The organism is Cellvibrio sp. GW822-FHT04B05 (assembly GCF_058800985.1).
In genome coordinates this window covers 541,919-563,332 of record NZ_JBXAMU010000003.1, presented here as the reverse complement: position 1 = coordinate 563,332, position 21,414 = coordinate 541,919, and the positions used below count along the sequence as shown (strand labels likewise).

The window sequence follows — 21,414 nt, the reverse complement described above, 5'->3', positions numbered from 1 at the left end:
CGCAAAGCGCTCCATTTAGTAATACACAGAATTTGTGCATAAACAACAATTAAGAGAAAAGCTCTCTTTTGCGTCCAAACAACAATGCTGCTACACCGAGCAACAGTAACAACAATGAACCTGGCTCAGGTACTTCAGTTGGCGGCTCTTCGTTGATACCTGCCTTACCGGAAACATAGAAGCCGGCGAAGAAGATGTTGTCATCTTGAGAGTCATTGAAAGTATCCACTTTAATAGTGGTATCACCGGCAGCTACGAAGCTGGCAAGATTATAACGCTCGCGGTCGTTCGCGTAAGAGTCGCCACCTGATGAAAGTGCATCATCAAAACCGCCGACAGTGATCAAGGAACCATTCGAAAGCTGCTCACCATCATCATAGTTACCCGCATTTTCAGTTAACAGCAGACCATTAACTTTGATTGTTGAGCGCTGGTTATCGCAGCAGCTGAAAGAAATTCCCAAAGACAGTTCAGCAAAGAAACCTGGGTCAGCCGGGTTCAGTGGGGTAGCAAAATTAATATTGGTAGTATCGCCGGTTACAGATGCAAAACCATCCAACAGACCAACAGTTGCTTCAGGCAATGCCGGGTTGCTGTAAACCACCACCAAAGCTTCACCATCAATCTCCGAGTAATACGCATTGCCCTCGGTAATATTAAAATTATAAATACCGCCACTACCACCGTTGATCACTGCTGCAACCAGACTGGTAACATCAGCGCGGTAGGACTTCAGGTTACAGCAAGCAGTAGTATTCGAAACTGCAGGGCCAAATGAAACCAGGTTACCATCAAGCGTTACCGCAGGAACATTATTGGTAGTATTGGTTGCAGAATACAAATAAGCAGCAACAACAGTAGACCCTGCTGGAACAGAAGCTGAAATAACTCCTGCTTCGCTAATCGAACCAAAACCATCTGTCGACATCGCATACTTGCCTACAAATGACTGGAAAGGTGCCAAGCTTGCACTAGCGTTCGATGTGCCCACGATAGCGGCTATTACGAACAAGCTACGTAACATGCCTTTAAAATTGATATCCATAAGTCTTCTCCTATATGTGAATTATGGAATTTAAGAAACGCAACCATCCTACGGAAGATCCCTCGTATAGTTGCACTAGGTCGATATGACCGGAGCAGCTAAGAGCACATAAAATGCCATAATAAAAAAAGTATTAAAATTCAATTAAATACAAATTATTTAAGAATTTTTATGCGACAAAGTGTAAAGAAAAACAACAGCCGAAATATGATCTGGCGGAGGCGGGTTTAAGAGGGGAGAAGTAATACAAAAAATAAATATAGAAACATGCCCGGCAATTAACCATGGCATTTTTTTAAAAATAATGCGTAGCAAATAAATCCGACGCGCAATCAAGCACTCTCTTTTGCGGCTGCTTTCAACAAGCGGGCAATTTCTTTCCACATATCGATGTAAGCGAGTGCCGCGCGACTGCGCTGATTGTAACTGGTTAGTGGCGCGCGACGCAGCCCCATTTGTTCGACGGCAGAGTCGTTGGGAATGTAAGTCTTGAGCATGGGAACCGGCATTTTTTTGCTGTTGTCGATGGCCTCATGATGCAAGCGGCGGCGCATATCGACCTGATTAAAAAAACCGACAATACGTTCAGGCGCTGATTTTTTGCCTTTCAGAAATTCAACCACTTGTTCCATCGCACGGATAGATAATGGGCTGGGAATCATCGGGATTAATAAGATATCCACTTCCAACAAAAGCTGTTCAACGCTGGGCGACAGTGTCGGCGGGCAGTCAAAAATCAGGATGTCAGCTTTTTCGCTTAAAGGTTTGAGCAGTTGTTTGAGGAATTTTTTGTCTTTGCTCAGCTCATCGAATTCGCTGTCCAGGCTGCGCAGGCTGAGGTCGGCAGGGATTAGCATCAAATGCGGATAAGGACTGTATAGCTCCATCTCGCCGATGGATTTGCCCTTGCTGAACAATTTGATCGCCTTGGCGGAATCCGGCTCTTGCTGGCAAAACCAGCTGGCGGCGGCTTGCGGGTCCAGATCCCACAAGATCACATTCTTTTTGGCCGCGGCGGCCAGGTAAGCCATATTTACTGCAGTTGTGGTTTTACCCACGCCACCCTTGAGGTTATAAAAAGCGATCTTGATCATGACAGTCCTATTCATTTTGAGGCGGTGCGCTTCAGCGTAAAATGATGCGCGCAATGGAGCCTGTTTTTATTGGGATGCAAAACAATCGGTAAACAAGTATTAACTTGTAGCATTTTTATACGAATCCTTCAAAATTTATACGCCGTTGTTTGTGGAAAGCACGACTGTTTGTTATCGGTAATGCGATGACACGCTTATCCGAGCGCGAATGCCTGGCGAGAGGTACAATCGCCGCTCACTTCAGCGAGCAGCGGTTATGACCCAACCCCATCCTTACGAACTCCTCACGCCCGATATGGTGCTGGATGCGATTGATAGCACCGGCGTCCTGACCGATGCCCGCATTCTCGCGCTCAATAGTTATGAAAACCGCGTTTACCAGGTGGGGATTGAAGGGGCGAGTCCATTGATCGCCAAGTTTTATCGCCCCGAGCGCTGGAGCGATGCGCAGATTCTGGAGGAGCATGAACTCACCCAGGCGCTAAAGGATTTGGAAATTTCAGTGGTGCCACCACTGGCGGATGAGGAAGGCAGAACGCTGCGCGAATTCCAGGGGTTTCGTTTTGCACTTTATCCACGCCAGGGCGGCCACGCGCCTAATCTCGATGACTTTGATGCATTGCTAAGCCTGGGCCGCACACTCGGACGTATCCATGCACTGGGACAGGCGCGCCCGTTTGCCCATCGCCCGGCATTGGATATCCAGACCTTTGGCCGCGACAGCTACGACTTTTTGCTCGGCAACGACTTTATCCCCGCCAGCTTGCGCGAATCCTATCGCACTCTTGGTGCCGATTTATTAGCGCGTTGCGAAACCCTGTTTAGCCGGGTGGATTACACACCAATCCGCCTGCATGGCGACTGCCATCCAGGCAATATTTTATGGCGCGAAGATGTACCGCATTTCGTCGACTTCGACGATGCACGTATGGGGCCGGCGATTCAGGATTTGTGGATGTTGCTGTCCGGTGAACGCGAGCAGCAGACCTTGCAGCTGGCGGAAGTGCTTGAAGGCTACCGCGAATTTTGCGATTTTGACCTGGCCGAACTGCCATTAATCGAAGCATTGCGTAGCCTGCGTATAATGCATTACAGCGCCTGGCTGGCGCGGCGTTGGGCTGACCCAGCGTTTCCACGGCATTTTCCCTGGTTTAATACCGAGCGCTATTGGGGTGAACATATCCTGGAATTGCGCGAACAACTGGCCGCGCTCAATGAACCACCACTGGTCATTTATTGATGTTTACCTGTTGGAAATTCAGCAACTACACCCAATAATGGGCTGCCTACTCTTTTTTAACTGATTTTGTGTAAGGACCTGGCCATGAAAGCCACCGCTCCCGCCCTTGTTATAGACAGTTTATGGGAATCCATTCGCCTGCAAACCCGCAAGCAAGCGGAGACTGAGCCAGTGCTGGCGAGCTTCCTCTACTCCACCATCCTTAATCATGACACGCTTGAGGCGGCGTTGAGCTTTCACCTCGCCAATAAACTCGACAGCCCGGCGCTGCCCGCCATGCTGATCCGCGAAGTGATTGAGGAGGCATTGACGTCGGATACGTCTATTGCAGAATCCGTGCGCGCGGATTTGACCGCGGTGAGCGAGCGAGATTCGGCCTGCTGCTCATTGGTAACGCCCCTGCTCTACTTTAAAGGCTTCCACGCCCTTCAGGCCTATCGCATCGCCCATTGGCTCTGGAACCAGGGGCGCACCTCACTCGCGCTGTTTCTGCAGAATCGCATCTCGGCGGTATTTGCAGTGGATATCCACCCCGCAGCACGCATCGGCAAGGGTATTATGTTCGACCACGCTACCGGCATTGTGATTGGTGAAACAGCAATGATCGAAGACATGGTGTCGATCATGCAGTCAGTTACCCTCGGCGGCACCGGCAAAGTGGCTGGCGATCGTCATCCCAAGGTGAGCAAAGGGGTGTTGATTGGTGCAGGCGCCAAAATTCTCGGCAATATCACCGTGGGCGAATGCGCCAGGATCGGCGCAGGCAGTGTGGTACTCAAAGATGTGCCCGCCCGCGCGACTGTCGCAGGAGTCCCCGCACAAATTATCGGTGAGACCCTGTGCACCCAACCCTCGCGCGAAATGGATCACCTTATCCGTTAGCTATTGAGCAACCAGCATTGGGGGGCGCTTTGTTATGCAAAGCGCGCCAAAATAAAACCTGCGCACCAAAAAAATCCTTTTTATTTGCTTTATCGCCCTACAAAACCCCTGCATATAACCATTACTCCGCCCTTGGTCTGATAATTGCTCAATTAATAGCTCAAGATCGAGGAGAACGCAGCATGCAATACACTAAACCTATGATTGATTTGGTGTACGAGATTCGCCGACGCGTAGACGCCAATATGAAGCCGAGCGTAAAAATGGCGAACCCGGATGTCCTGAAGGAATTAGCGGAATACCATCACCACACCCGGGACAACATCACCAAAACACTGATTAAAGAACTCTTGTTTTTAGCGGGCCCCACGTGGGGAGCCCTGCTGGATCCAATCAACAGTAACACTGAAAAATCGCTTGATCACCCAAAGCAGGTGGTTAAGGTTTATCGCGGCCAGACCACATTGGTGGATGCACCGCAGGCCGAGCCAATCAATCCAGCCGAAACCCAGTCCGGTCGCAATGAACTGTTTATAGACGCACCACCTGCAAAACCGGTACGACTGTATCGGGGACAAACAATTGTGAGCTAGATAAGGCCAATCGCCAGTTCGTACTGGACGGGAAAGTTATTCGCAACCAGAATTAACCTTCTCGATAAGCAACAGTAAACAATCAACAAACAGGCAGCCAGTTTTGGCTGCCTGTTTGTTATGGTAATCAGTTCACCAACGATAGAGCCTATGATGTCTGTTTTGCGCCTTCCCAAGCTGTTTGCCCTGTTTGTACTCTCTCTCAATATGCTGCCTGTCCAGGCGCAGTCAATCGTCGACGTACGCATCGGTATACAACGCGATGTCCTCGCTGACTATCACCTATTTCTTGGTGATCGCAATCCCGAAGCGGTGGATTTTTACGGCGGTAACTATGCTCGCCGGGATGTCATCGAATTACTATTGATGCAGCAAGCATTAACACTTGGCGGTTTTACCGCACCACTGCATTTGGTCGCAGAAGAAAATTATTCGCGTGGCATCCGCAATTTACTCGATGGAAAAAGCCTGACCATCGGCGGCACTATCTGGTACGAGGATTTGGCAGCGCAGCGCAATCAATTACATATATCGCCACCAATAATTCGCCAGGGCGAATTTATTGTCGGCATTTATACCGCACCCCAAAACCAACGCGCGCAAACCAGCAAAACCCTCGATCAACTCCAGCAATTACGTGTAGTCACCAGTCGTCAATGGAAGCCGGATTTAACCACGCTACAACATTTGGGCTTTACCGATATTATGTACACACCCCGCTGGATCAATATGGCGCGCATGATTAATGCCGGGCGAGTCGATGTAACCCTGTCGCCGTTTGCGATGAATCCTGAAAAAGAAATTACGGTCGAGGGGATCCGCCTGGTGCCGATAGCGGGAATTAAAATTGCCATCAACGGCAGCCGCCATTGGCCGGTCAGCAAAAAGCATCCACTGAGTGACGAGTTTTATACTGCATTAGTGAAAGGTATTGAACAGTTACGTAAAGCGGGAACTATTGAGCGGGCTTACCGGGAGTGCGGTTTTTTCCACCCCGACCTGGCGGAGTGGAAATTGCTAAACCCGACAAAAAATCAGTAGCGAATCAGCAAACTATTTTCGACAAACTATTTTTGCTGCTCTTTTAAGAGATCGCGGATTTCAGTTAACAACACTTCCTGTGTAGTGGGCGCAGCAGGCGGCGGCGCTTCTTTCGCTTTAACACGATTAATCACTTTCACCAGCATAAAGATTGCGAAAGCGATAATCGTAAAATCAATAATCGTTTGGATAAATTTACCAATCGAAATCACTACCGCTGGCGCTGCGCCTTCCGCCTCTTTCAGGGTAATAACCAAATCACTGAAATCGACACCGCCAATCAGCAAACCAATCGGCGGCATAATCACATCCGCCACCACCGAGCTGACAATTTTGCCGAAAGCTGCGCCGATAATGATACCCACAGCTAAATCGACTACATTACCTTTTACCGCGAAATCTCTAAATTCTTTTAATACGCTCATTTGATTCCCCTTCGTTGAGTTGATTTAATCAAGTGTGGGCGATCACACTGGAAAGTTTTATAACGCATTACTCGCTCAAAACCAAGATAAAATCTTTCAAACTACAGCCAGCTACTCGTCTTCACGTTGGGCATAAACATCAGCTATGCCCTCTCCATCAACATTCACATGCAGCACCATCGGCTGGCAACACACCTGACAATCTTCTACGTAGGTTTGCTGCTCGCAGGAACAATCCACCAACACACTGATGGGTTCGCCGCAGTAGGGGCAATCCAGAAAACATTCTTCTTGCAGATTCATCGCCAGCTCCAGTTACTAATAGGCCGTGGGCAGATCGATGCCCAACTCATCCCATAATTCATCCACGCGATTTTTTACCGCTTGATCCATCACAATCGGCGTACCCCACTCGCGCGTGGTTTCGCCCGGCCATTTATTGGTTGCATCAAAACCAATTTTGGAACCGAGACCGGAAACGGGCGAAGCAAAATCGAGATAATCGATCGGCGTGTTTTCCACCATTACGGTATCACGCGCTGGATCCATGCGGGTGGTCATCGCCCAAATTACATCGTTCCAATCGCGCGCGTTTACATCATCGTCAGTGACTATGACAAATTTGGTGTACATAAACTGCCGCAGGAAACTCCATACTCCCATCATCACGCGCTTGGCGTGGCCGGGATATTGTTTTTTCATGGTGACGACGGCCATGCGGTAGGAACAGCCTTCCGGCGGCAAATAAAAATCTACAATTTCCGGAAATTGTTTTTGTAAAATCGGCACAAACACTTCGTTGAGTGCAACACCGAGGATGGCAGGTTCATCCGGCGGACGGCCCGTGTAAGTACTGTGATAAATCGGATCGCGGCGATGGGTAATTCGCGCGACGGTAAACACCGGGAAATTATCCACTTCGTTGTAGTAACCGGTGTGATCACCAAATGGCCCTTCGGGGGCCATATCATTTGGTGCAATGTAACCTTCCAGAATAAATTCTGCTGAGGCAGGCACTTGTAAATCGCTGCCGATACAATTTACTACTTCGGTTTTATCGCCGCGCAACAACCCGGCAAAACCGTATTCCGAAAGTGTATCGGGCACGGGTGTGACAGCACCGAGAATTGTCGCAGGGTCAGCACCCAGCGCAACGGCAACTGGAAAACTTTTGCCGGGATTTTGCAGTTGAAATTCGCGGAAATCCAACGCGCCGCCGCGATGGGAAAGCCAGCGCATGATCAATCGGTTTTTACCGATTTTTTGCATGCGATAAATACCGAGATTTTGTCGCTCTTTATGCGGGCCGCGCGTAACCACCAACGGCCAGGTCACCAACGGACCGACATCGCCGGGCCAGCAGGTTTGGATCGGTAGCAAATCAAGATTCACCGCATCGCCTTCCAATACCACTTCCTGGCATTGCGCTTTGCTCAATACTTTGGGAGCCAAATTCAAAACCTGTTTGAAAATCGGTAATTTATCCCAGGCATCTTTAAATCCTTTGGGCGGCTCCGGCTCCTTTAAAAAGGCGAGCAGCTTGCCGACTTCGCGCAATGCTTCAACTGACTCTTGCCCCATACCCAATGCTACGCGCTCGGTTGTGCCAAATAAATTGGCGAGCACGGGAATCGCATAACCTTTGGGATTTTCAAACAATAATGCGGGGCCACCGGCACGCAGGGTGCGGTCGCAAATTTCAGTCATTTCAAGGTAAGGATCAATTTCCTGTTTGATGCGCTTTAATAAACCGCGGGCTTCAAGCAGGGCGATAAAATCGCGCAGGTCTTTATATTTCATTTTTGTAGAAAACCAAAGTTTAAAAACCGAAGTTGTAAAAAAGGGAAAGCCCGTATGTAACGCAGCGCATTACGGGATTTTAAATTTCCCGCATTGCACTGCGCTCCATACGGGCTACAAGCTAACCCCTTCCCAACCTCCCCCCTTAATTAAGAGGAAGAACTAATTCCCTCCCCTTTAAGCGGGGCGCGTAGCTGGGAGGGTTAGGATGGGGTATTTATTTACGTTTCATCGACATAAAGAATTCGTCGTTGGTTTTGAAATCTTTCAGCTTGTCGAGCAAGAACTCCGTCGCAGCAACGTCTTCCATATCGTTTAACAAACGACGCAGAATCCATGCGCGTTGCAACTCGTCTTCACGCATCAACAATTCTTCGCGGCGAGTACCGGAACGGCGCACATTGATTGCAGGGTAAATACGCTTTTCAGCAATTTTGCGATCAAGATGCAATTCAAGGTTACCAGTACCTTTAAATTCTTCGTAAATAACTTCGTCCATTTTGGAGCCGGTATCAACGAGCGCGGTGGCGATAATACTCAAGCTGCCGCCTTCCTCGATATTACGCGCCGCACCAAAAAAACGCTTTGGACGCTCAAGCGCATGGGCATCCACACCACCGGTCAATACTTTGCCGGATGAAGGAATTACGGTGTTGTAGGCACGCGCCAAACGGGTGATAGAGTCGAGCAAGATCACCACATCTTTTTTGTGCTCAACCAAACGCTTGGCTTTCTCAATCACCATATCGGCCACTTGTACGTGACGTGCTGGTGGCTCATCAAACGTTGAGGCAACCACTTCGCCGCGCACTGAGCGCTGCATTTCGGTTACTTCTTCCGGACGTTCGTCAATCAGCAATACAATCAGATGACACTCGGGATTATTGCGCGTAATCGCCTGCGCAATATTTTGCATCATGATGGTTTTACCGGCTTTTGGTGGCGCTACGATCAAACCACGCTGGCCTTTACCGATGGGAGCAATCAAATCGATGATACGACCGGTGAGGTCTTCGGTAGAACCGTTACCCGCTTCGAGTGGCAGACGAATATTGGGGAATAGCGGCGTGAGGTTTTCAAACAGAATTTTGTTGCGGGAGCTTTCCGGCTTGTCAAAGTTAATATCGTTAACTTTTAACAGTGCAAAATATCGCTCGCCTTCTTTCGGCGGGCGAATCTTACCGGAGATGGTATCGCCCGTGCGTAAATTGAAGCGGCGAATCTGGCTGGGAGATACATAAATATCGTCGGGACCGGCAAGATACGAACTGTCTGCTGAACGCAAAAATCCGAATCCATCCACCAAAATTTCCAATACACCGTCGCCATAAATATCTTCTCCGCCTTTTGCGTGACGCTTGAGGATATTAAAAATAATGTCCTGTTTGCGCGAGCGAGCGATATTTTCCAAACCCATTTCATGGGCGATATCAATTAATTCTTCTATCGGTTTCTTTTTAAGGTCGGTTAAATTCATAGGAAAGACTTTATGGATGGATGTGAGTTGTTGCAGATGTTCGCCGGAGGCGATGCGTTGGTTAAGAAAATTGATCGCGTTTTTTTGCTGTTATTGGGCCGCTGAATTCAGGTTTCGTTTCGTTGAATATTACCTGGAGTGGATCTAGCACGGTAAGTTAGATTGCCAGCCTGACGATAACAGTTCAATCGCCTTATCAATTCTTTCGATAATTTCAACTGACTGGTTGAGTGACTTATCCGGCTATATCAGATACCGAGGCAAAAACAACAGCAGGGAATTGGGTTTGTTCGTCTGGTTATAAGGGAATCGGGAAGGTGATTCTAAGGAGGAACAAACATCAGATGTGCCTGAGTATAGCGGCAAAAATCTCCAAGTGCAAAAACAAATTGGGCCATCTTGCGATAGCCCTGTGCACTTAGAGAGAAGTGTTAATAAAATCAACCAACTGCGGCTTGCTCACTGCACCTACTTTAGTGGCATGGGCAACACCGTTTTTGAAGATAATCAGGGTTGGAATACCGCGAATACCGAATTTTGCCGGAGTATCTTTGTTGGCATCGACATCCACTTTGGCAATTTTGATTTTGCCTTCAAATTGCTCGGCCAGATCATCAAGGATTGGCGCGATCATTTTACATGGGCCACACCAGGCCGCCCAAAAATCAACCAACACCGGCAGGTCAGATCCCAGAACTTCTTGCTCAAAGCTGGCATCACTCACATGAACAATTGCATCACTACTCATAATAAACTCCAAACCTGACGGTTATTTAGCGGTGGCGGGAACCCAATGTAATTAAGGGAAGGAACCCAATAAGTTGCAGCCATCATAAGGATTGACCCCAGCCCAGGCAAGGGGGAAAAACCAATCATTACTATAGGGGAACACTATGCGCAGCTCAGGCTTGCTCGCCCGCGACCAAGCCTGCGGCTTCAAATGCCGAATAGAGATTATTGAAAGTGATGGGCTTGGAAAGATAATAATTCATACCGCTGGCAAATACCGCATCGCGATGCTCCTGTAATGCATGCGCGGTGAGTGCGATAATCGGGGTTGCTGAAAGACCTTCGCGCCGCTCGTAATCACGAATACAGCGAGTCGCTTCAAAGCCATCCATTTCCGGCATTTCACAGTCCATCAAAATCAAATTAAATCGTTCGCTTGCGCCTTGCACCGCATCACAAGCTTCTGCACCATTTTCAGCAAAGGCAGGCACAATATTAAGCTTGCCCAGCAGGCCTTTGATCACCATGCGATTCACCGGATTATCCTCTGCAACCAATACACGCAAATGCGAGAATTTTTCCGGGTCCTGCTTTTTGCGCTCAACAACAATGACCGGTGCAGATTCATGCCCAAGCAGCGCGATTAATTCTCGCCGCAATAATTTCATCGAAATAGGTTTGCGCAATACTGAGTGGATGGCAAGGCTGCGCATTTGCCCCTGGTCGTGATAAACATCACCGCTACTGAACATAAAAAGCGGCAGCTCACGGCACTCCGGCAACTCGCGCAGCCATTGCGCTAATTCAAAACCGCTGGCATCGGGCAGCGAATAATCAAAGCCGACAAAATCGTAAGGCTCGCCGGAATGCAATGCATGTTTTAGTTGTGCCAATGCAGCTTTTGCTGAGGGGACTGAATCAACAGTTACGCCCCAAGCACTACCAAAGTGGCTGATAAATTCAGCCAGGTTTGAACCTGGTTCAACAAAAAGCAATTTTTTCCCACGCAATAAATCATTGCTGGATGCCATAGGCGTGGCATTCAAATCGCAAACATCTTCCTGAGTTAAACGGACAGTAAACCAAAACGTCGAGCCGCGGCCTTTAAGGCTCTCGACACCAATTTCACCATCCATTAATTCAGCGAGGCTTTTACAAATCGCAAGTCCCAAACCAGTGCCGCCATATTTGCGTGTGGTGGATGCATCGGCTTGATTGAAGGAGTCGAATAAATCGCTGGTGTTATCCAGATCAATACCGATGCCGCTGTCCTGTACGACAAAACGCAGTTCGACTTTATCATCAGGCAACGCAGCGACCTGAGTTACACGCAGCGACACAAACCCTTCCGTCGTAAATTTAAAGGCATTGCCTAATAAATTAATAATGATTTGCCGCAACCGGGTCGGGTCGCCTTTAACCCATTTTGGCGCAGCCGGATCGAGCGCGCCAAACAATTCGATTTGTCGCTTGTTCGCCGTCGCACCGAACAGCTGCACACAATTTTCGATTAACTCGTCGAGTTCGAAGGTGGTCTCTTCGAGCTGCATTTTCCCCGCTTCGATTTTGGAGTAGTCGAGAATATCGTTAATGATGGTGAGCAGGGTTTCGCCGGAGCGATGGATGACTTCGATGTAATGCTTTTGATTGTCATCGAGTGGTGTATCGCGCAGCATTTCCAACATGCCGATAACACCGTTCATTGGCGTGCGGATTTCGTGGCTCATAGTCGCAAGGAACTGGCTCTTCGCCCGGCTTGCATCTTCCGCTGCATTTTTTTGGCGACGGGTTTCCAGCTTCTCTTCCTTCTCGTTCAGCAACGCCATTTCGATAGCATGGCGCTGTTCGATATCGTCAAGCAATGTCTCACGCATGTGGTTAATCGCGTTAACCACATTATCCAATTCATCGGATTTTGAATTGACTTTCAGACGCTTGAGCTTGAGCGGTTTGGTCAGCGTTTCCAGGTTGAGATTGCGCGCATAATTGGCGATGGTTTTCATATGCTTCGTCAACAGCGTGTGTACTAACCAGACAATAAATAATGCAATCACCAATGTCTTGGTGCCTTGAACAAACGCGGTAAAAAAAGCGCGCTCCCATAATTTATCGTAAATACTGCTGAGGCTCGCGGTCACCGTCAGCACACCCAATTGCTGTTCGGGTGTGCTTGCATCTATATAGACCAGCGGATAACTGCGTACCAAAAATTGGCTGCGTTTATTTTCCAGATCTTTAGGATCGTAGGCGTGATTGCTGGCAACCAGTGTCTGCGCGGTGTTGTTCCAATCGTGCCAGACGACTTTAACCTGCACCACATCGTCCACCGCCAGAACACTATTGATCTGGATATTCAATTGCTCCTGATCAAAGCCCCATAAACTTTTGGTGATACTGGCAAGCGTACTGATACGCACCTGATCAAGACGCTTTTCAAGCGCGGCGATATCGTCGGTAAAGTTGCTGTGCAATTGCAACAGAATGGCAACCAGGGTGACAATCGAACTACTGATGATAATCAACCCCAAAAGCCGTGCGGCAATGGGGTTTTCACGCATGTAAGCTCTTATGTTGGGCATCTCAACCAACCACAGCATGATAATGTAAGAAGGGATGCAATGAGTGTAGCAGTAAAAAAACAGATCCCCTACGGCTAACCGTAAGGGCTGATGGGAATGGTTAACCCCAGGCAATAGCCAGGCTATTATTTAGCTCACATAACCTGACTGGAGATGCAACAACATCCGCTCGGCACGTTCGGTAAATTCGCTACGCACTTCGGGATCATCCAGCTGCGAACCAAGCGAATACACATAGCGGCGCAATCCCGATGGACCTGTCTTGCCCGCGATCAACCACTGTTTGAAAACTTCATGGGCGAGGCTTTTGCCCTGCTTCCCAAAATATCCAATAAACAATTGATCCAGTTGTTCTATTACTCGTCTCACGACGGGCAATAGCTTGGGTTGGTATGACGGTGATAACACGGTAGCGCTTTGCATATAAACCTCCTTGGCAACTCTTTTGAGTTAAGTTCAAGCTATTTCAATCGCAAAGACTGATTGGTAATAACCTGTAATTTTGAAACAGCAAGGCAATCCAGTCAGGCTTTGCAAAGATTCGTAAAAAAAGCCTGCATCGGAGACACCTGACACCCTATTTTTCAGTAACAGATGGTTTACAATGCGCGCCGATCCTGTGCGTATAAATCATCAAACCCTTAGGGCTAAATACCCCGCCCGCATTTTTCCATTCATGTCCAGAGTATTCCAACGGCTATTGGACGGGTTGTATGTGCAGTACCACACAAGGAAGCGCGCAACTGGCAAGCGCAAGCGACAAAACATTTTCAGGGAACCGAACTTACACGATGTGCAAAACCTGCTATAAGCAGAATTCGATGAATTTACATTTAATTGATCCTAATAATCCGACCCGGAGAAAGAGTGGATGAGCATGTTGTTTAACAACAAAAAAGCCGGTAAAAATTTATTTGTCCGCACCAGCATCGCCGCCCTGGCGATGAGCTGTGTATTGAGTATCGGTCTGACAGGATTCGCCATTGCGCAACAACCTGCAGTAGCACCAGCGGCCGCAACCGAAATTGCCCAACCCGCCCTGTTCGATGCTATCACCTCACGCGCCAAGTTGTTTGCCCGCCGCGAATTCAAGCCGCTCCAGGCGAACATTCCCGAAGCGCTCGCCAATATGAATTACGATCAATATCGCTCCATTCGCTTTCGCCCTGAATCATCGCTGTGGCACAACGAGGCGCTCTTTGAATTGCAACTGTTCCACCCCGGCTTCCTTTATCGCGAACCGGTAACCCTGCACATGGCCACCGATGGCCCGGATGCATTCGTACAATTCAAGCAGGAATATTTTAATTACGATGGTCCCGCTGCACCTTTAGCCGGGGTTGCACCGGGCAATATCGGCTTCGCCGGTTTCCGTATTCACTACCCGCTTAACAGCAACGACTACAAAGATGAGTTCGTGGTATTCCAGGGCGCATCCTATTTCCGCATGGTCGGCCCCGGCCTTTCTTATGGTTTGTCCGCCCGCGGCCTGGCAATCGACACTGCCGAACCCAAAGGCGAAGAGTTCCCGGTGTTCCGCGAGTTCTGGTTGGTCAAACCCGGCCCGACCGATACGCGCATGGTGATGTACGCACTGCTCGATAGCCCTTCCATTACCGGTGCTTACCGTTTTGAAATTATTCCCGGTGCACCCACCGAGATGGCCGTTGAAGCGCGGATTTTTGCGCGTAAAGATATCCTTAAAGTCGGTGTAGCACCGCTTACCAGTATGTATATGTGGGGCGAAAACCATACCCGTTTTGTCGATGACTTCCGTCCCGAAGTGCACGATTCGGATGGTTTGTTGATGGCCGCCTCAAACGGCGAGTGGATCTGGCGCCCGATCAGCAATCACCGCAGCCTGCGCGTTTCTTCCATGCTGGATGAAAACCCGCGCGGATTTGGCTTGCTGCAACGCGATCGCGATTTCGATCACTACATGGATATGGAATCCCGCTACGAGAAGCGCCCAAGTATGTGGATTACCCCTGAAGGCAACTGGGGCAAAGGCCGTGCAGAGCTGGTGGAAATTCCGAGCGACAGCGAGACCAACGATAACGTAGTTGCTTACTGGGTTCCGTCCAAATCGATGAAGGCTGGCGCAAGCGCGACCTATAAATATCGCCTGCGTACCTTCGATGAACATTTACCCGAAAATACCGGCGCCAAAGTTATTCGCACCCGTATCGGCTGGGGCTCCAACCCCGGTCAAGCCAACCCGCCACCACTGAGTAAGCGCAAGTTCGTGATCGATTTCCGCGGCGGCGAATTGGACAATCTTTCAGCTGACGCGCCATTGGTTGCCGAAATGCAAAAATCCGCTGGCACCATCAGCGAATTGGTTGTCCGCCAATTGCCCGATGGCCGTACCTGGCGCGCTTCGTTTAAATTAGAACCGGAAGGCAACAAAGTGGCAGACATGCGCATATTCCTGAAATTGCGCGATCAACGCCTGAGCGAAGTCTGGAGTTATGTCTGGTATCCGGACGCAATCTGATATGACTCATATGCAATCACCTTTACCGCAGGTCAGCCGTCCCGTAGCTGACCTCACCAGCGCACCCGCCGATGCAATTCGTATCCCGGCCAAGTCCTTGCGTCGATATGTCTATGTCATCCTGAGTTTGCTGACCGCTGTAAGCGGTGTTTACATCATGTTTGATATCCTGCGTGCGAACGACCTGACCGCGCTGGAAACGATAATTCTGGTGCTGTTCGGTATCAGTTTTACCTGGTTAAGCCTCGCCTTCTGGAGTGGACTTTTCGGGTTCATTTTACAAATGTTGCGGATCGATCCGCTCACCCTTAAGTCCACCCGACATTTGCTGGAAGACACATCACCCATCACCACGCGCACAGCAGTGGTGATGCCGGTTTATAACGAGGATACCCATAGAGTTATCGCCGGTTTTGAAGCGACCCTGCACTCGCTGGAAAAAACCGGCGAGCTGGCGCACTTCGATTTCTTCCTGCTGAGCGATACTACCAACCTGACTATCGCCCAGGCTGAACGCGATCACTGGCAACAGTTGCAGGAGCGTTTAGGTGATTTGGGCAAACAGGTATTTTATCGCCGTCGCGAAAAAAACACTGGCCGCAAGGTCGGCAACCTCGCTGAATTCTGCCAACGTTGGGGCTCCAACTACGAACACATGCTGGTGCTGGATGCCGACTCCATTATGACTGGCGATTGCATCGTAAAAATGGTGCGTGCCATGCAGGTAAATCCACGCACCGGATTGATCCAGACGATTCCAATTCCCGTTCGGCAAACCACGTTCTTCGGTCGCTTCGTGCAATTTGCAGCGGTGTTATACAGCCCGATGCTCGCCACCGGAATTGCTTTCTGGCAAACAGACGCTGCCAATTACTGGGGTCACAACGCCATTATCCGCATGCGTGCTTTTATGGATCATTGTGGCTTGCCAACTTTACCGGGCAACGCGCCATTTGGCGGTGACATTCTCAGTCACGATTTCGTAGAGGCCGCCATGTTGCGCCGTGCAGGTTGGGATGTGTTCTTGCTGTCTGATCTTGAAGGCAGCTACGAGGAAGTACCCTGCAACATTATCGATTACGCCAAAAGAGACCGTCGTTGGGTCCAAGGCAATATTCAACATTTGGGAATGTTGACGTTGCGCGGTTTGCATCCCATCAGCCGCATGCATTTTTTACTTGGCGCCACTGCCTATATCACGTCTCTTATTTGGTTATTGATGCTGGTGTTAAGCACAGCAGATGCCGTTGTGCGTGCAATTAATTCCAATGTGTATTTCACTGAAACCTACCAGCTCTACCCAAATTGGCCAATCGCCAAAACGGAATTGATTATTGCGCTGATTTTGCTCACTACCCTGTTATTGATGGGGCCGAAATTTCTCGGGGTAATTGTTGCACTATTCCATCGCCGCAAACAATTTGGTGGCAGCGTTGCAATCATTAAAGGCGCAATGGTTGAAACTATTTTTGCGGTGTTAATTGCACCGATTATGATGGTGTATCACGCCTATTTCGTTATTTCTGTATTACTCGGCTTTAAGGTGAACTGGGATTCGCAAGACCGCGAAGGCCGGTTACTACCATGGAGCGAATGTTTTGCACGCACCTCCAAAATGACCATTGCCGCGATTATCTGGGGCGCGGTGACTTACACTTACGCACCGGTATTTTTCTGGTGGCTGATTCCGGTGATTACCGGTTTGATTCTTGCATCTGCCCTCGTGCGTTATTCCTCCAGTCTTGACCTTGGCCGCAGTACTCGCAATCACAAAATATTGCTCTGCCCCAGCGAAGCAATTGAAGATCCGGTACTGGTTCATCTTGATGAGTTATTAGCCGTTGAATATCCTGCATTGGAATCACCTGCGCCAATTCCTGCATTGCCCAGCGACAATTGGTTGGATATGCCCCATGGCGATTTGAATCAGTTTCATCGTATCGTCCGCTAAAACAGGTGTAATAAACAGATAAAAACAGGGCGCTTCGCACCCTGTTTTTTCGATATAAATTAACTATTAGAATCCGGATTTAAAAAATCCGATCAAGGCAGCTGATCCAGATAGCGGCGATGGTTAATAGAAAATTCAGAGTTATTGAATTTATCCCAATTGATCGACCAGGTCATCACACCGCGCAAGTTAGTCCACGCCGTTGCAGGCTGGTAAGTAGTACAGCCTTGTGCCTTGATCAAACAATTCATCGCCGTGTGCACATCGGCCACACTGGTAAACCCACCACCGGCATTAACGTTTGCCGGTAAACCAATCAACACCTGATCCTGACGCAGTGCAGGGAAAGTCAAATTGGTTCCTGCAACTTTAAAACCGGTCAGCAACATATCAATCAGCGCGATATGGAAATCCGCTCCACCCATGGTGTGATATTTGTTGTCGGTGCCGGTAATTGGACCCGAGTTGTAATTTTGTACCTGCAACCAATCGAGTTGACCACGCAATGCATAAATCACTGGCAAATACGCACCGGCACGATTGTCACAGCTAATACAGGTTCCGCCGTAGAAGCTGTAACCTAATTGCACAAAGAAAGTTTCCGGAGCCATGGTGAGGACAAATTTATCGCCGTAATGACTGGTCAAATCTTTTAATGCACCAATCAAATTCACAATAACCGGTGTAGTCGGATTGCGGAAATCATTATCGCCAGAATTTAAAAATAATGAATGACCTTCAAAATCCACATCGAGACCATCAAAACCATATTCATCGATAATCACCTTCATCGAATTAACAAAATTCGCGCGCGCCGCTGCCGTCGGTAGTTGCACCTGGCCGTTGGCGCCACCAATACTGATAATGATTTTTTTACCCGCCGCCTGCTTGGCTTTTATCGCGGCTTTAAATGCAGCGGGATCAAACGCAGCATCCAGCACAAAACCGATTTCTCCCGCTGCACGACCAGTAGGTTCCGCGAACGAAATATTAATTGCATCGTACGCATCCGAAACCTGATCCAGCGGAATCACGCCCGAACCATTATTAAAGTTATGCCAGTAGCCCGAAATAATGCGGTAGCGACCGGTGCCAACGCTTGATAATGAAGAACTTACTGACGAGCGCGATGAGCTGGATACCGAAGCTGGAATAGAACTCGCCGATGATGCAACACCGCAGCTGCGAACCAATTCCCATGCCATTTGCCAATGCGCGCCCGTGCCCGGTGCGTATGCCCATTCAGCACTTGAACTGCACCAACCCGCTACCGTACAGCGATACTCATTGCCCGCATTTTTAACCAATTGCCCGAGCGAATAAGCAGTGCCCGCAACATACTGCACCGAGCCACAATTGCCACTAACTGATGAACTTGAAGGAGCGGTCGAACTGGATGGTCGTGAAGAATTACTTGAAGGTGCAACACTTGATGGCTGGGTTGAAGAGCGCGAAGAAGATGAAGGTATTCTGGAACTCGACGAACTCACACCGTCGCAATTACCAAGTAAAGTCCACTCTTGCCACTGGCCGGAATAATTAACCGGGTTGTGCCCCTGCGACCACCAATTGGCCTTATAGGCTTTACCGGCTTCTTGTACTTGCGCGCCGCTTGAGTAAGCCGCCGTGCTATTCCATTGTGTAATGCCCGCGCAACTTAGCGCCATGCTGTCGACCGATGCTGCAGCAAGGCATAAGCCAGCCACAGCGATGATTGGATATTTCATTAGACGTTCCTCTCTATTTTCAGGCAAAGAAATACCGACAGAAATGTTGAAAAATTCTGGAGGCTTGAATTATTTGAATGTTTTTACTTTGCAACTAACAACGGCGCGGCTCTATTCAACTGCGCAATAAAAAGCGACAGACTGCGCCACCGTTTGTTCTCTAGAGAAAGCGAATCCGTTTTATTGTTTGGACTCAACACGCCGATATTATTGTTATGGTTCAACAAGCGCTTCGGGGTTGTTGGTATCGATAGGGGCAAAATAACGCCCACTCCTTATGACAACATTGTCATTTATAACACAGCAACTCCAGCTGCACAAATACTGAACAGCACCCATAAGTACTCTATAACAAAGACCTGCTATTGGAAGCGACACAAGAATTAAAGACAGGGAGATTAACTAACAGATAAAAAAAGGAGAAAACCAGTGCGATTTAATCGCACTGGCGTATTAAAACCAGAAGGATAAATAAAAGCGGAATACATCTGCCTGCAAGCTGTAGAGCGGTTCATCACCTGCCGCAAAATCGGTGGGTGATACCCGCGCATCGCGGAAATCATCGTAGTCAATATCAAATCTGTCCCAGTATAAATTCACCGTACTCTTATCAAACCACGGAATAACCCCAGCGGGAATTTTATAAGTCACACCCAATCCAATAGTGGTGGATGAAAAAGGACTCAGCTCTTTATCGCGCGCCAGAAAATTTTGTGCATCGCGATAGGGAAATAAATCAGCGTAAAAATCCGCACCTGATTGGTTATAGATACGGTATTTCACTTCAATCAGCCACTGCTCTCCGTAAGGATGCAAATAGCGTAGCTCGACATTATCGGCATCAATTCCCCAGCTATCAGAAAATTGGCGCGCTTCTACGCGCACCGATGCACGATAAGGCAAATAATAAATAGCGCGCAAACCCAACGCATCACTATTGCGCGTATGCGGATAGCGCTCACCCTGATAAAGATAACCGCCGGTCCCGGTCAGATAGCGCACGGAACGATAGGGATTATTCAAGCAACTTTGATCCTGGGTGAGATTCAAGCATTGGTCAGTTGCACTATCAAAACTTAATGAAGCCAATAAATTTTTGGTGACAATCTGCGAAGCATTAATACTGTACTTGCGGCGCTGTAAATCCCGTTTGTAAGTAGGATCAGTATTTTGCCCGACCACATCCTCACCAAAACTCACACCGAATCCTACTGTAGTCAAATCACCAAAAAAACTTTGGTCGACACTGAAGCTGTAGGTCGATGCGTCGTAATCATTTTCTTTACTGCTGGTGTAACCCAATTTGATCGTCGAGCGATCAATCAAATATTGCCCACTAAAACCCTGTTCCTTACGCTCTTCACTGTAGGGGCTTGCAGTTGCCTGCACATCAATCGAGGCACTGCTCACCATATCCACATAATAATTCGCAGCGACCGAAACTGAAGCGCCGATATTTTTGCGCACCAGAATTGACGGGCCATCAATCTGTGCACCACCGCCATCGTAACCGTGATAAAGCAAATCAATTCGCTCATCGGGCAAAACAGCTGCGTTAACAAAATTCCCGAGCAGCGCCAGCGCAAGCAGCAGGAAACGATTAATTACAACCACAACCACCTCCTGACGCACCATCGCCACCACGCGCCGCTTCACGTGCGTCGTACACGTGATGCAAATAGGAATCCGCAACAGGATCGCGTTCAAAACTCATGATTTCATCGGCGATTTTTTGCCGCTCATAAGGTTTCACCCAAGGCTTTATCGGGCTACAGGCAGCGACGCTAAACAACAGCGCAATGAATAGCAGGCGGCACACCATCATTCTTTAATCAGCTCACGGATTTGATCGCGGTATTTATTTTCATCACCGGGTTTGTAGCCGCGGTTAACGTAGCGAATCTGACCTTTTTTATCGATCACCACAGTGGTCGGCATAGCATCAACGTTATACAAACTGCTCGCTTTGCTTTCAGTGTCAAACAATACCGGGAAAGTTACGCCTAATTCTTTCAGCAATTTTTTTGCATCGGTATTATCTTCTTCCACATTCACGCCGTAGAGCACAAAACCGGCCGCGCTGTAGCGCTTGGACATTTCATCCAGTAGCGGCATTTCTTTGCGGCATGGGCCGCACCAGGATGCCCAGAAATTCAGCATGACAACTTGCCCACGCTGTTCCGCCAAGCGAACATTTTCACCTGTGCTGCTTTGCAAAGTGAAATCAGGTGCAGGATCAGCAAAACTATTGGCGCTGATAAAACCCGCAGCAATCATTACACCGATACCGAGCAATTTTTTATACAAGCGTGTTTTCGACAACATGTGATAACT

General features: G+C 48.7%; 19 protein-coding genes. 6 read left to right on the top strand and 13 right to left on the bottom strand.

Annotated features, from left to right (window positions below):
- Nucleotides 1–49: 49 nt before the first annotated feature.
- Nucleotides 50–1,045 carry a PEP-CTERM sorting domain-containing protein gene (locus AC1RJL_RS12285; RefSeq protein ID WP_492914367.1) on the bottom strand — a complete coding sequence of 332 codons (996 nt, stop codon included), beginning with the start codon at nt 1,043–1,045 and terminating at the stop codon, nt 50–52.
- A 332-nt stretch (nt 1,046–1,377) separates the two neighbouring features.
- Entirely contained in the window at nt 1,378–2,139 is a 762-nt protein-coding gene (locus tag AC1RJL_RS12280; RefSeq protein ID WP_492914366.1) for a ParA family protein, read from the bottom strand.
- Nucleotides 2,140–2,395: 256 nt separating this feature from the next.
- Here AC1RJL_RS12280 and AC1RJL_RS12275 point away from each other — a divergent pair, with 256 nt between their 5' ends.
- The 4 genes from AC1RJL_RS12275 to AC1RJL_RS12260 all read left to right on the top strand — a co-directional run bounded on the left by AC1RJL_RS12275 (nt 2,396) and on the right by AC1RJL_RS12260 (nt 5,895).
- On the top strand, nt 2,396–3,379 hold the full coding sequence (locus AC1RJL_RS12275) for a serine/threonine protein kinase (protein WP_492914364.1): 984 nt from the start codon (nt 2,396–2,398) through the stop codon (nt 3,377–3,379).
- An 84-nt stretch (nt 3,380–3,463) separates the two neighbouring features.
- Nucleotides 3,464–4,261, top strand: coding sequence for a serine O-acetyltransferase (gene cysE, locus AC1RJL_RS12270; RefSeq protein WP_492914741.1), 798 nt, complete (start codon nt 3,464–3,466; stop codon nt 4,259–4,261).
- Nucleotides 4,262–4,443: 182 nt separating this feature from the next.
- Nucleotides 4,444–4,854, top strand: a complete 411-nt coding sequence (locus AC1RJL_RS12265) for a hypothetical protein (RefSeq protein ID WP_492914362.1) — start codon at nt 4,444–4,446, stop codon at nt 4,852–4,854.
- Nucleotides 4,855–5,004: 150 nt separating this feature from the next.
- Nucleotides 5,005–5,895 (top strand): hypothetical protein, encoded by an 891-nt coding sequence (locus AC1RJL_RS12260; RefSeq protein WP_492914360.1) that lies wholly within the window; start codon nt 5,005–5,007, stop codon nt 5,893–5,895.
- 26 nt (nt 5,896–5,921) lie between these two features.
- Here AC1RJL_RS12260 and mscL read toward each other — a convergent pair whose 3' ends face one another.
- From mscL to AC1RJL_RS12225, 7 genes are all read right to left on the bottom strand, one after another.
- Complete coding sequence (mscL, locus tag AC1RJL_RS12255; protein WP_492914358.1) at nt 5,922–6,320, bottom strand: large-conductance mechanosensitive channel protein MscL; 399 nt, start codon at nt 6,318–6,320, stop codon at nt 5,922–5,924.
- A 111-nt stretch (nt 6,321–6,431) separates the two neighbouring features.
- The gene (locus AC1RJL_RS12250; RefSeq protein ID WP_492914356.1) at nt 6,432–6,623 is read right to left on the bottom strand and encodes a CPXCG motif-containing cysteine-rich protein; all 192 of its coding nucleotides are present in this window, start codon (nt 6,621–6,623) and stop codon (nt 6,432–6,434) included.
- A gap of 15 nt (nt 6,624–6,638) precedes the next feature.
- On the bottom strand, nt 6,639–8,120 hold the full coding sequence (gene ubiD, locus AC1RJL_RS12245; protein WP_492914354.1) for a 4-hydroxy-3-polyprenylbenzoate decarboxylase: 1,482 nt from the start codon (nt 8,118–8,120) through the stop codon (nt 6,639–6,641).
- Nucleotides 8,121–8,337: 217 nt separating this feature from the next.
- Entirely contained in the window at nt 8,338–9,597 is a 1,260-nt protein-coding gene (gene rho / locus AC1RJL_RS12240) for a transcription termination factor Rho (RefSeq protein WP_484485499.1), read from the bottom strand.
- Nucleotides 9,598–10,015: 418 nt separating this feature from the next.
- Nucleotides 10,016–10,345: a thioredoxin TrxA gene (trxA, locus tag AC1RJL_RS12235; RefSeq protein ID WP_492914352.1), complete on the bottom strand. Its 330-nt coding sequence runs from the start codon at nt 10,343–10,345 to the stop codon at nt 10,016–10,018.
- 154 nt (nt 10,346–10,499) lie between these two features.
- Nucleotides 10,500–12,884 (bottom strand): response regulator, encoded by a 2,385-nt coding sequence (locus AC1RJL_RS12230; RefSeq protein WP_492914350.1) that lies wholly within the window; start codon nt 12,882–12,884, stop codon nt 10,500–10,502.
- Between the two features lie 150 nt (nt 12,885–13,034).
- Nucleotides 13,035–13,328, bottom strand: coding sequence for a hypothetical protein (locus AC1RJL_RS12225; protein ID WP_492914348.1), 294 nt, complete (start codon nt 13,326–13,328; stop codon nt 13,035–13,037).
- A gap of 448 nt (nt 13,329–13,776) precedes the next feature.
- Here AC1RJL_RS12225 and AC1RJL_RS12220 point away from each other — a divergent pair, with 448 nt between their 5' ends.
- Together AC1RJL_RS12220 and mdoH are read left to right on the top strand one after the other, a co-directional pair.
- Nucleotides 13,777–15,402, top strand: coding sequence for an OpgD/OpgG family glucan biosynthesis protein (locus tag AC1RJL_RS12220; RefSeq protein WP_492914346.1), 1,626 nt, complete (start codon nt 13,777–13,779; stop codon nt 15,400–15,402).
- 1 nt (nt 15,403) lies between these two features.
- On the top strand, nt 15,404–17,353 hold the full coding sequence (mdoH, locus tag AC1RJL_RS12215) for a glucans biosynthesis glucosyltransferase MdoH (RefSeq protein ID WP_492914344.1): 1,950 nt from the start codon (nt 15,404–15,406) through the stop codon (nt 17,351–17,353).
- A gap of 92 nt (nt 17,354–17,445) precedes the next feature.
- Here the strand turns inward: mdoH and AC1RJL_RS12210 are convergent, their stop codons facing one another.
- The 4 genes from AC1RJL_RS12210 to AC1RJL_RS12195 all read right to left on the bottom strand — a co-directional run bounded on the left by AC1RJL_RS12210 (nt 17,446) and on the right by AC1RJL_RS12195 (nt 21,405).
- Entirely contained in the window at nt 17,446–19,080 is a 1,635-nt protein-coding gene (locus tag AC1RJL_RS12210; RefSeq protein WP_492914342.1) for a chitinase, read from the bottom strand.
- A gap of 453 nt (nt 19,081–19,533) precedes the next feature.
- Nucleotides 19,534–20,694: a DUF3570 domain-containing protein gene (locus tag AC1RJL_RS12205; protein WP_492914340.1), complete on the bottom strand. Its 1,161-nt coding sequence runs from the start codon at nt 20,692–20,694 to the stop codon at nt 19,534–19,536.
- The gene (locus AC1RJL_RS12200; protein WP_492914338.1) at nt 20,681–20,905 is read right to left on the bottom strand and encodes a DUF4266 domain-containing protein; all 225 of its coding nucleotides are present in this window, start codon (nt 20,903–20,905) and stop codon (nt 20,681–20,683) included. Before AC1RJL_RS12200 ends, AC1RJL_RS12205 begins: the two co-directional genes overlap by 14 nt.
- Nucleotides 20,902–21,405: a TlpA family protein disulfide reductase gene (locus AC1RJL_RS12195; protein WP_492914336.1), complete on the bottom strand. Its 504-nt coding sequence runs from the start codon at nt 21,403–21,405 to the stop codon at nt 20,902–20,904. The genes AC1RJL_RS12200 and AC1RJL_RS12195 overlap by 4 nt, the downstream gene beginning before the upstream one ends.
- Between the last annotated feature and the right edge of the window lie 9 nt (nt 21,406–21,414).

What these genes read in the sequence shown, in the direction of transcription:
- AC1RJL_RS12285 (WP_492914367.1), bottom strand. Translation starts at nt 1,045, where the DNA reads ATGGATATCAATTTTAAAGGCATGTTACGTAGCTTGTTCGTAATAGCC.
- AC1RJL_RS12280 (WP_492914366.1), bottom strand. Translation starts at nt 2,139, where the DNA reads ATGATCAAGATCGCTTTTTATAACCTCAAGGGTGGCGTGGGTAAAACC.
- AC1RJL_RS12275 (WP_492914364.1), top strand. Translation starts at nt 2,396, where the DNA reads ATGACCCAACCCCATCCTTACGAACTCCTCACGCCCGATATGGTGCTG.
- cysE (WP_492914741.1), top strand. Translation starts at nt 3,464, where the DNA reads ATGAAAGCCACCGCTCCCGCCCTTGTTATAGACAGTTTATGGGAATCC.
- AC1RJL_RS12265 (WP_492914362.1), top strand. Translation starts at nt 4,444, where the DNA reads ATGCAATACACTAAACCTATGATTGATTTGGTGTACGAGATTCGCCGA.
- AC1RJL_RS12260 (WP_492914360.1), top strand. Translation starts at nt 5,005, where the DNA reads ATGATGTCTGTTTTGCGCCTTCCCAAGCTGTTTGCCCTGTTTGTACTC.
- mscL (WP_492914358.1), bottom strand. Translation starts at nt 6,320, where the DNA reads ATGAGCGTATTAAAAGAATTTAGAGATTTCGCGGTAAAAGGTAATGTA.
- AC1RJL_RS12250 (WP_492914356.1), bottom strand. Translation starts at nt 6,623, where the DNA reads ATGAATCTGCAAGAAGAATGTTTTCTGGATTGCCCCTACTGCGGCGAA.
- ubiD (WP_492914354.1), bottom strand. Translation starts at nt 8,120, where the DNA reads ATGAAATATAAAGACCTGCGCGATTTTATCGCCCTGCTTGAAGCCCGC.
- rho (WP_484485499.1), bottom strand. Translation starts at nt 9,597, where the DNA reads ATGAATTTAACCGACCTTAAAAAGAAACCGATAGAAGAATTAATTGAT.
- trxA (WP_492914352.1), bottom strand. Translation starts at nt 10,345, where the DNA reads ATGAGTAGTGATGCAATTGTTCATGTGAGTGATGCCAGCTTTGAGCAA.
- AC1RJL_RS12230 (WP_492914350.1), bottom strand. Translation starts at nt 12,884, where the DNA reads ATGCGTGAAAACCCCATTGCCGCACGGCTTTTGGGGTTGATTATCATC.
- AC1RJL_RS12225 (WP_492914348.1), bottom strand. Translation starts at nt 13,328, where the DNA reads ATGCAAAGCGCTACCGTGTTATCACCGTCATACCAACCCAAGCTATTG.
- AC1RJL_RS12220 (WP_492914346.1), top strand. Translation starts at nt 13,777, where the DNA reads ATGAGCATGTTGTTTAACAACAAAAAAGCCGGTAAAAATTTATTTGTC.
- mdoH (WP_492914344.1), top strand. Translation starts at nt 15,404, where the DNA reads ATGACTCATATGCAATCACCTTTACCGCAGGTCAGCCGTCCCGTAGCT.
- AC1RJL_RS12210 (WP_492914342.1), bottom strand. Translation starts at nt 19,080, where the DNA reads ATGAAATATCCAATCATCGCTGTGGCTGGCTTATGCCTTGCTGCAGCA.
- AC1RJL_RS12200 (WP_492914338.1), bottom strand. Translation starts at nt 20,905, where the DNA reads ATGATGGTGTGCCGCCTGCTATTCATTGCGCTGTTGTTTAGCGTCGCT.
- AC1RJL_RS12195 (WP_492914336.1), bottom strand. Translation starts at nt 21,405, where the DNA reads ATGTTGTCGAAAACACGCTTGTATAAAAAATTGCTCGGTATCGGTGTA.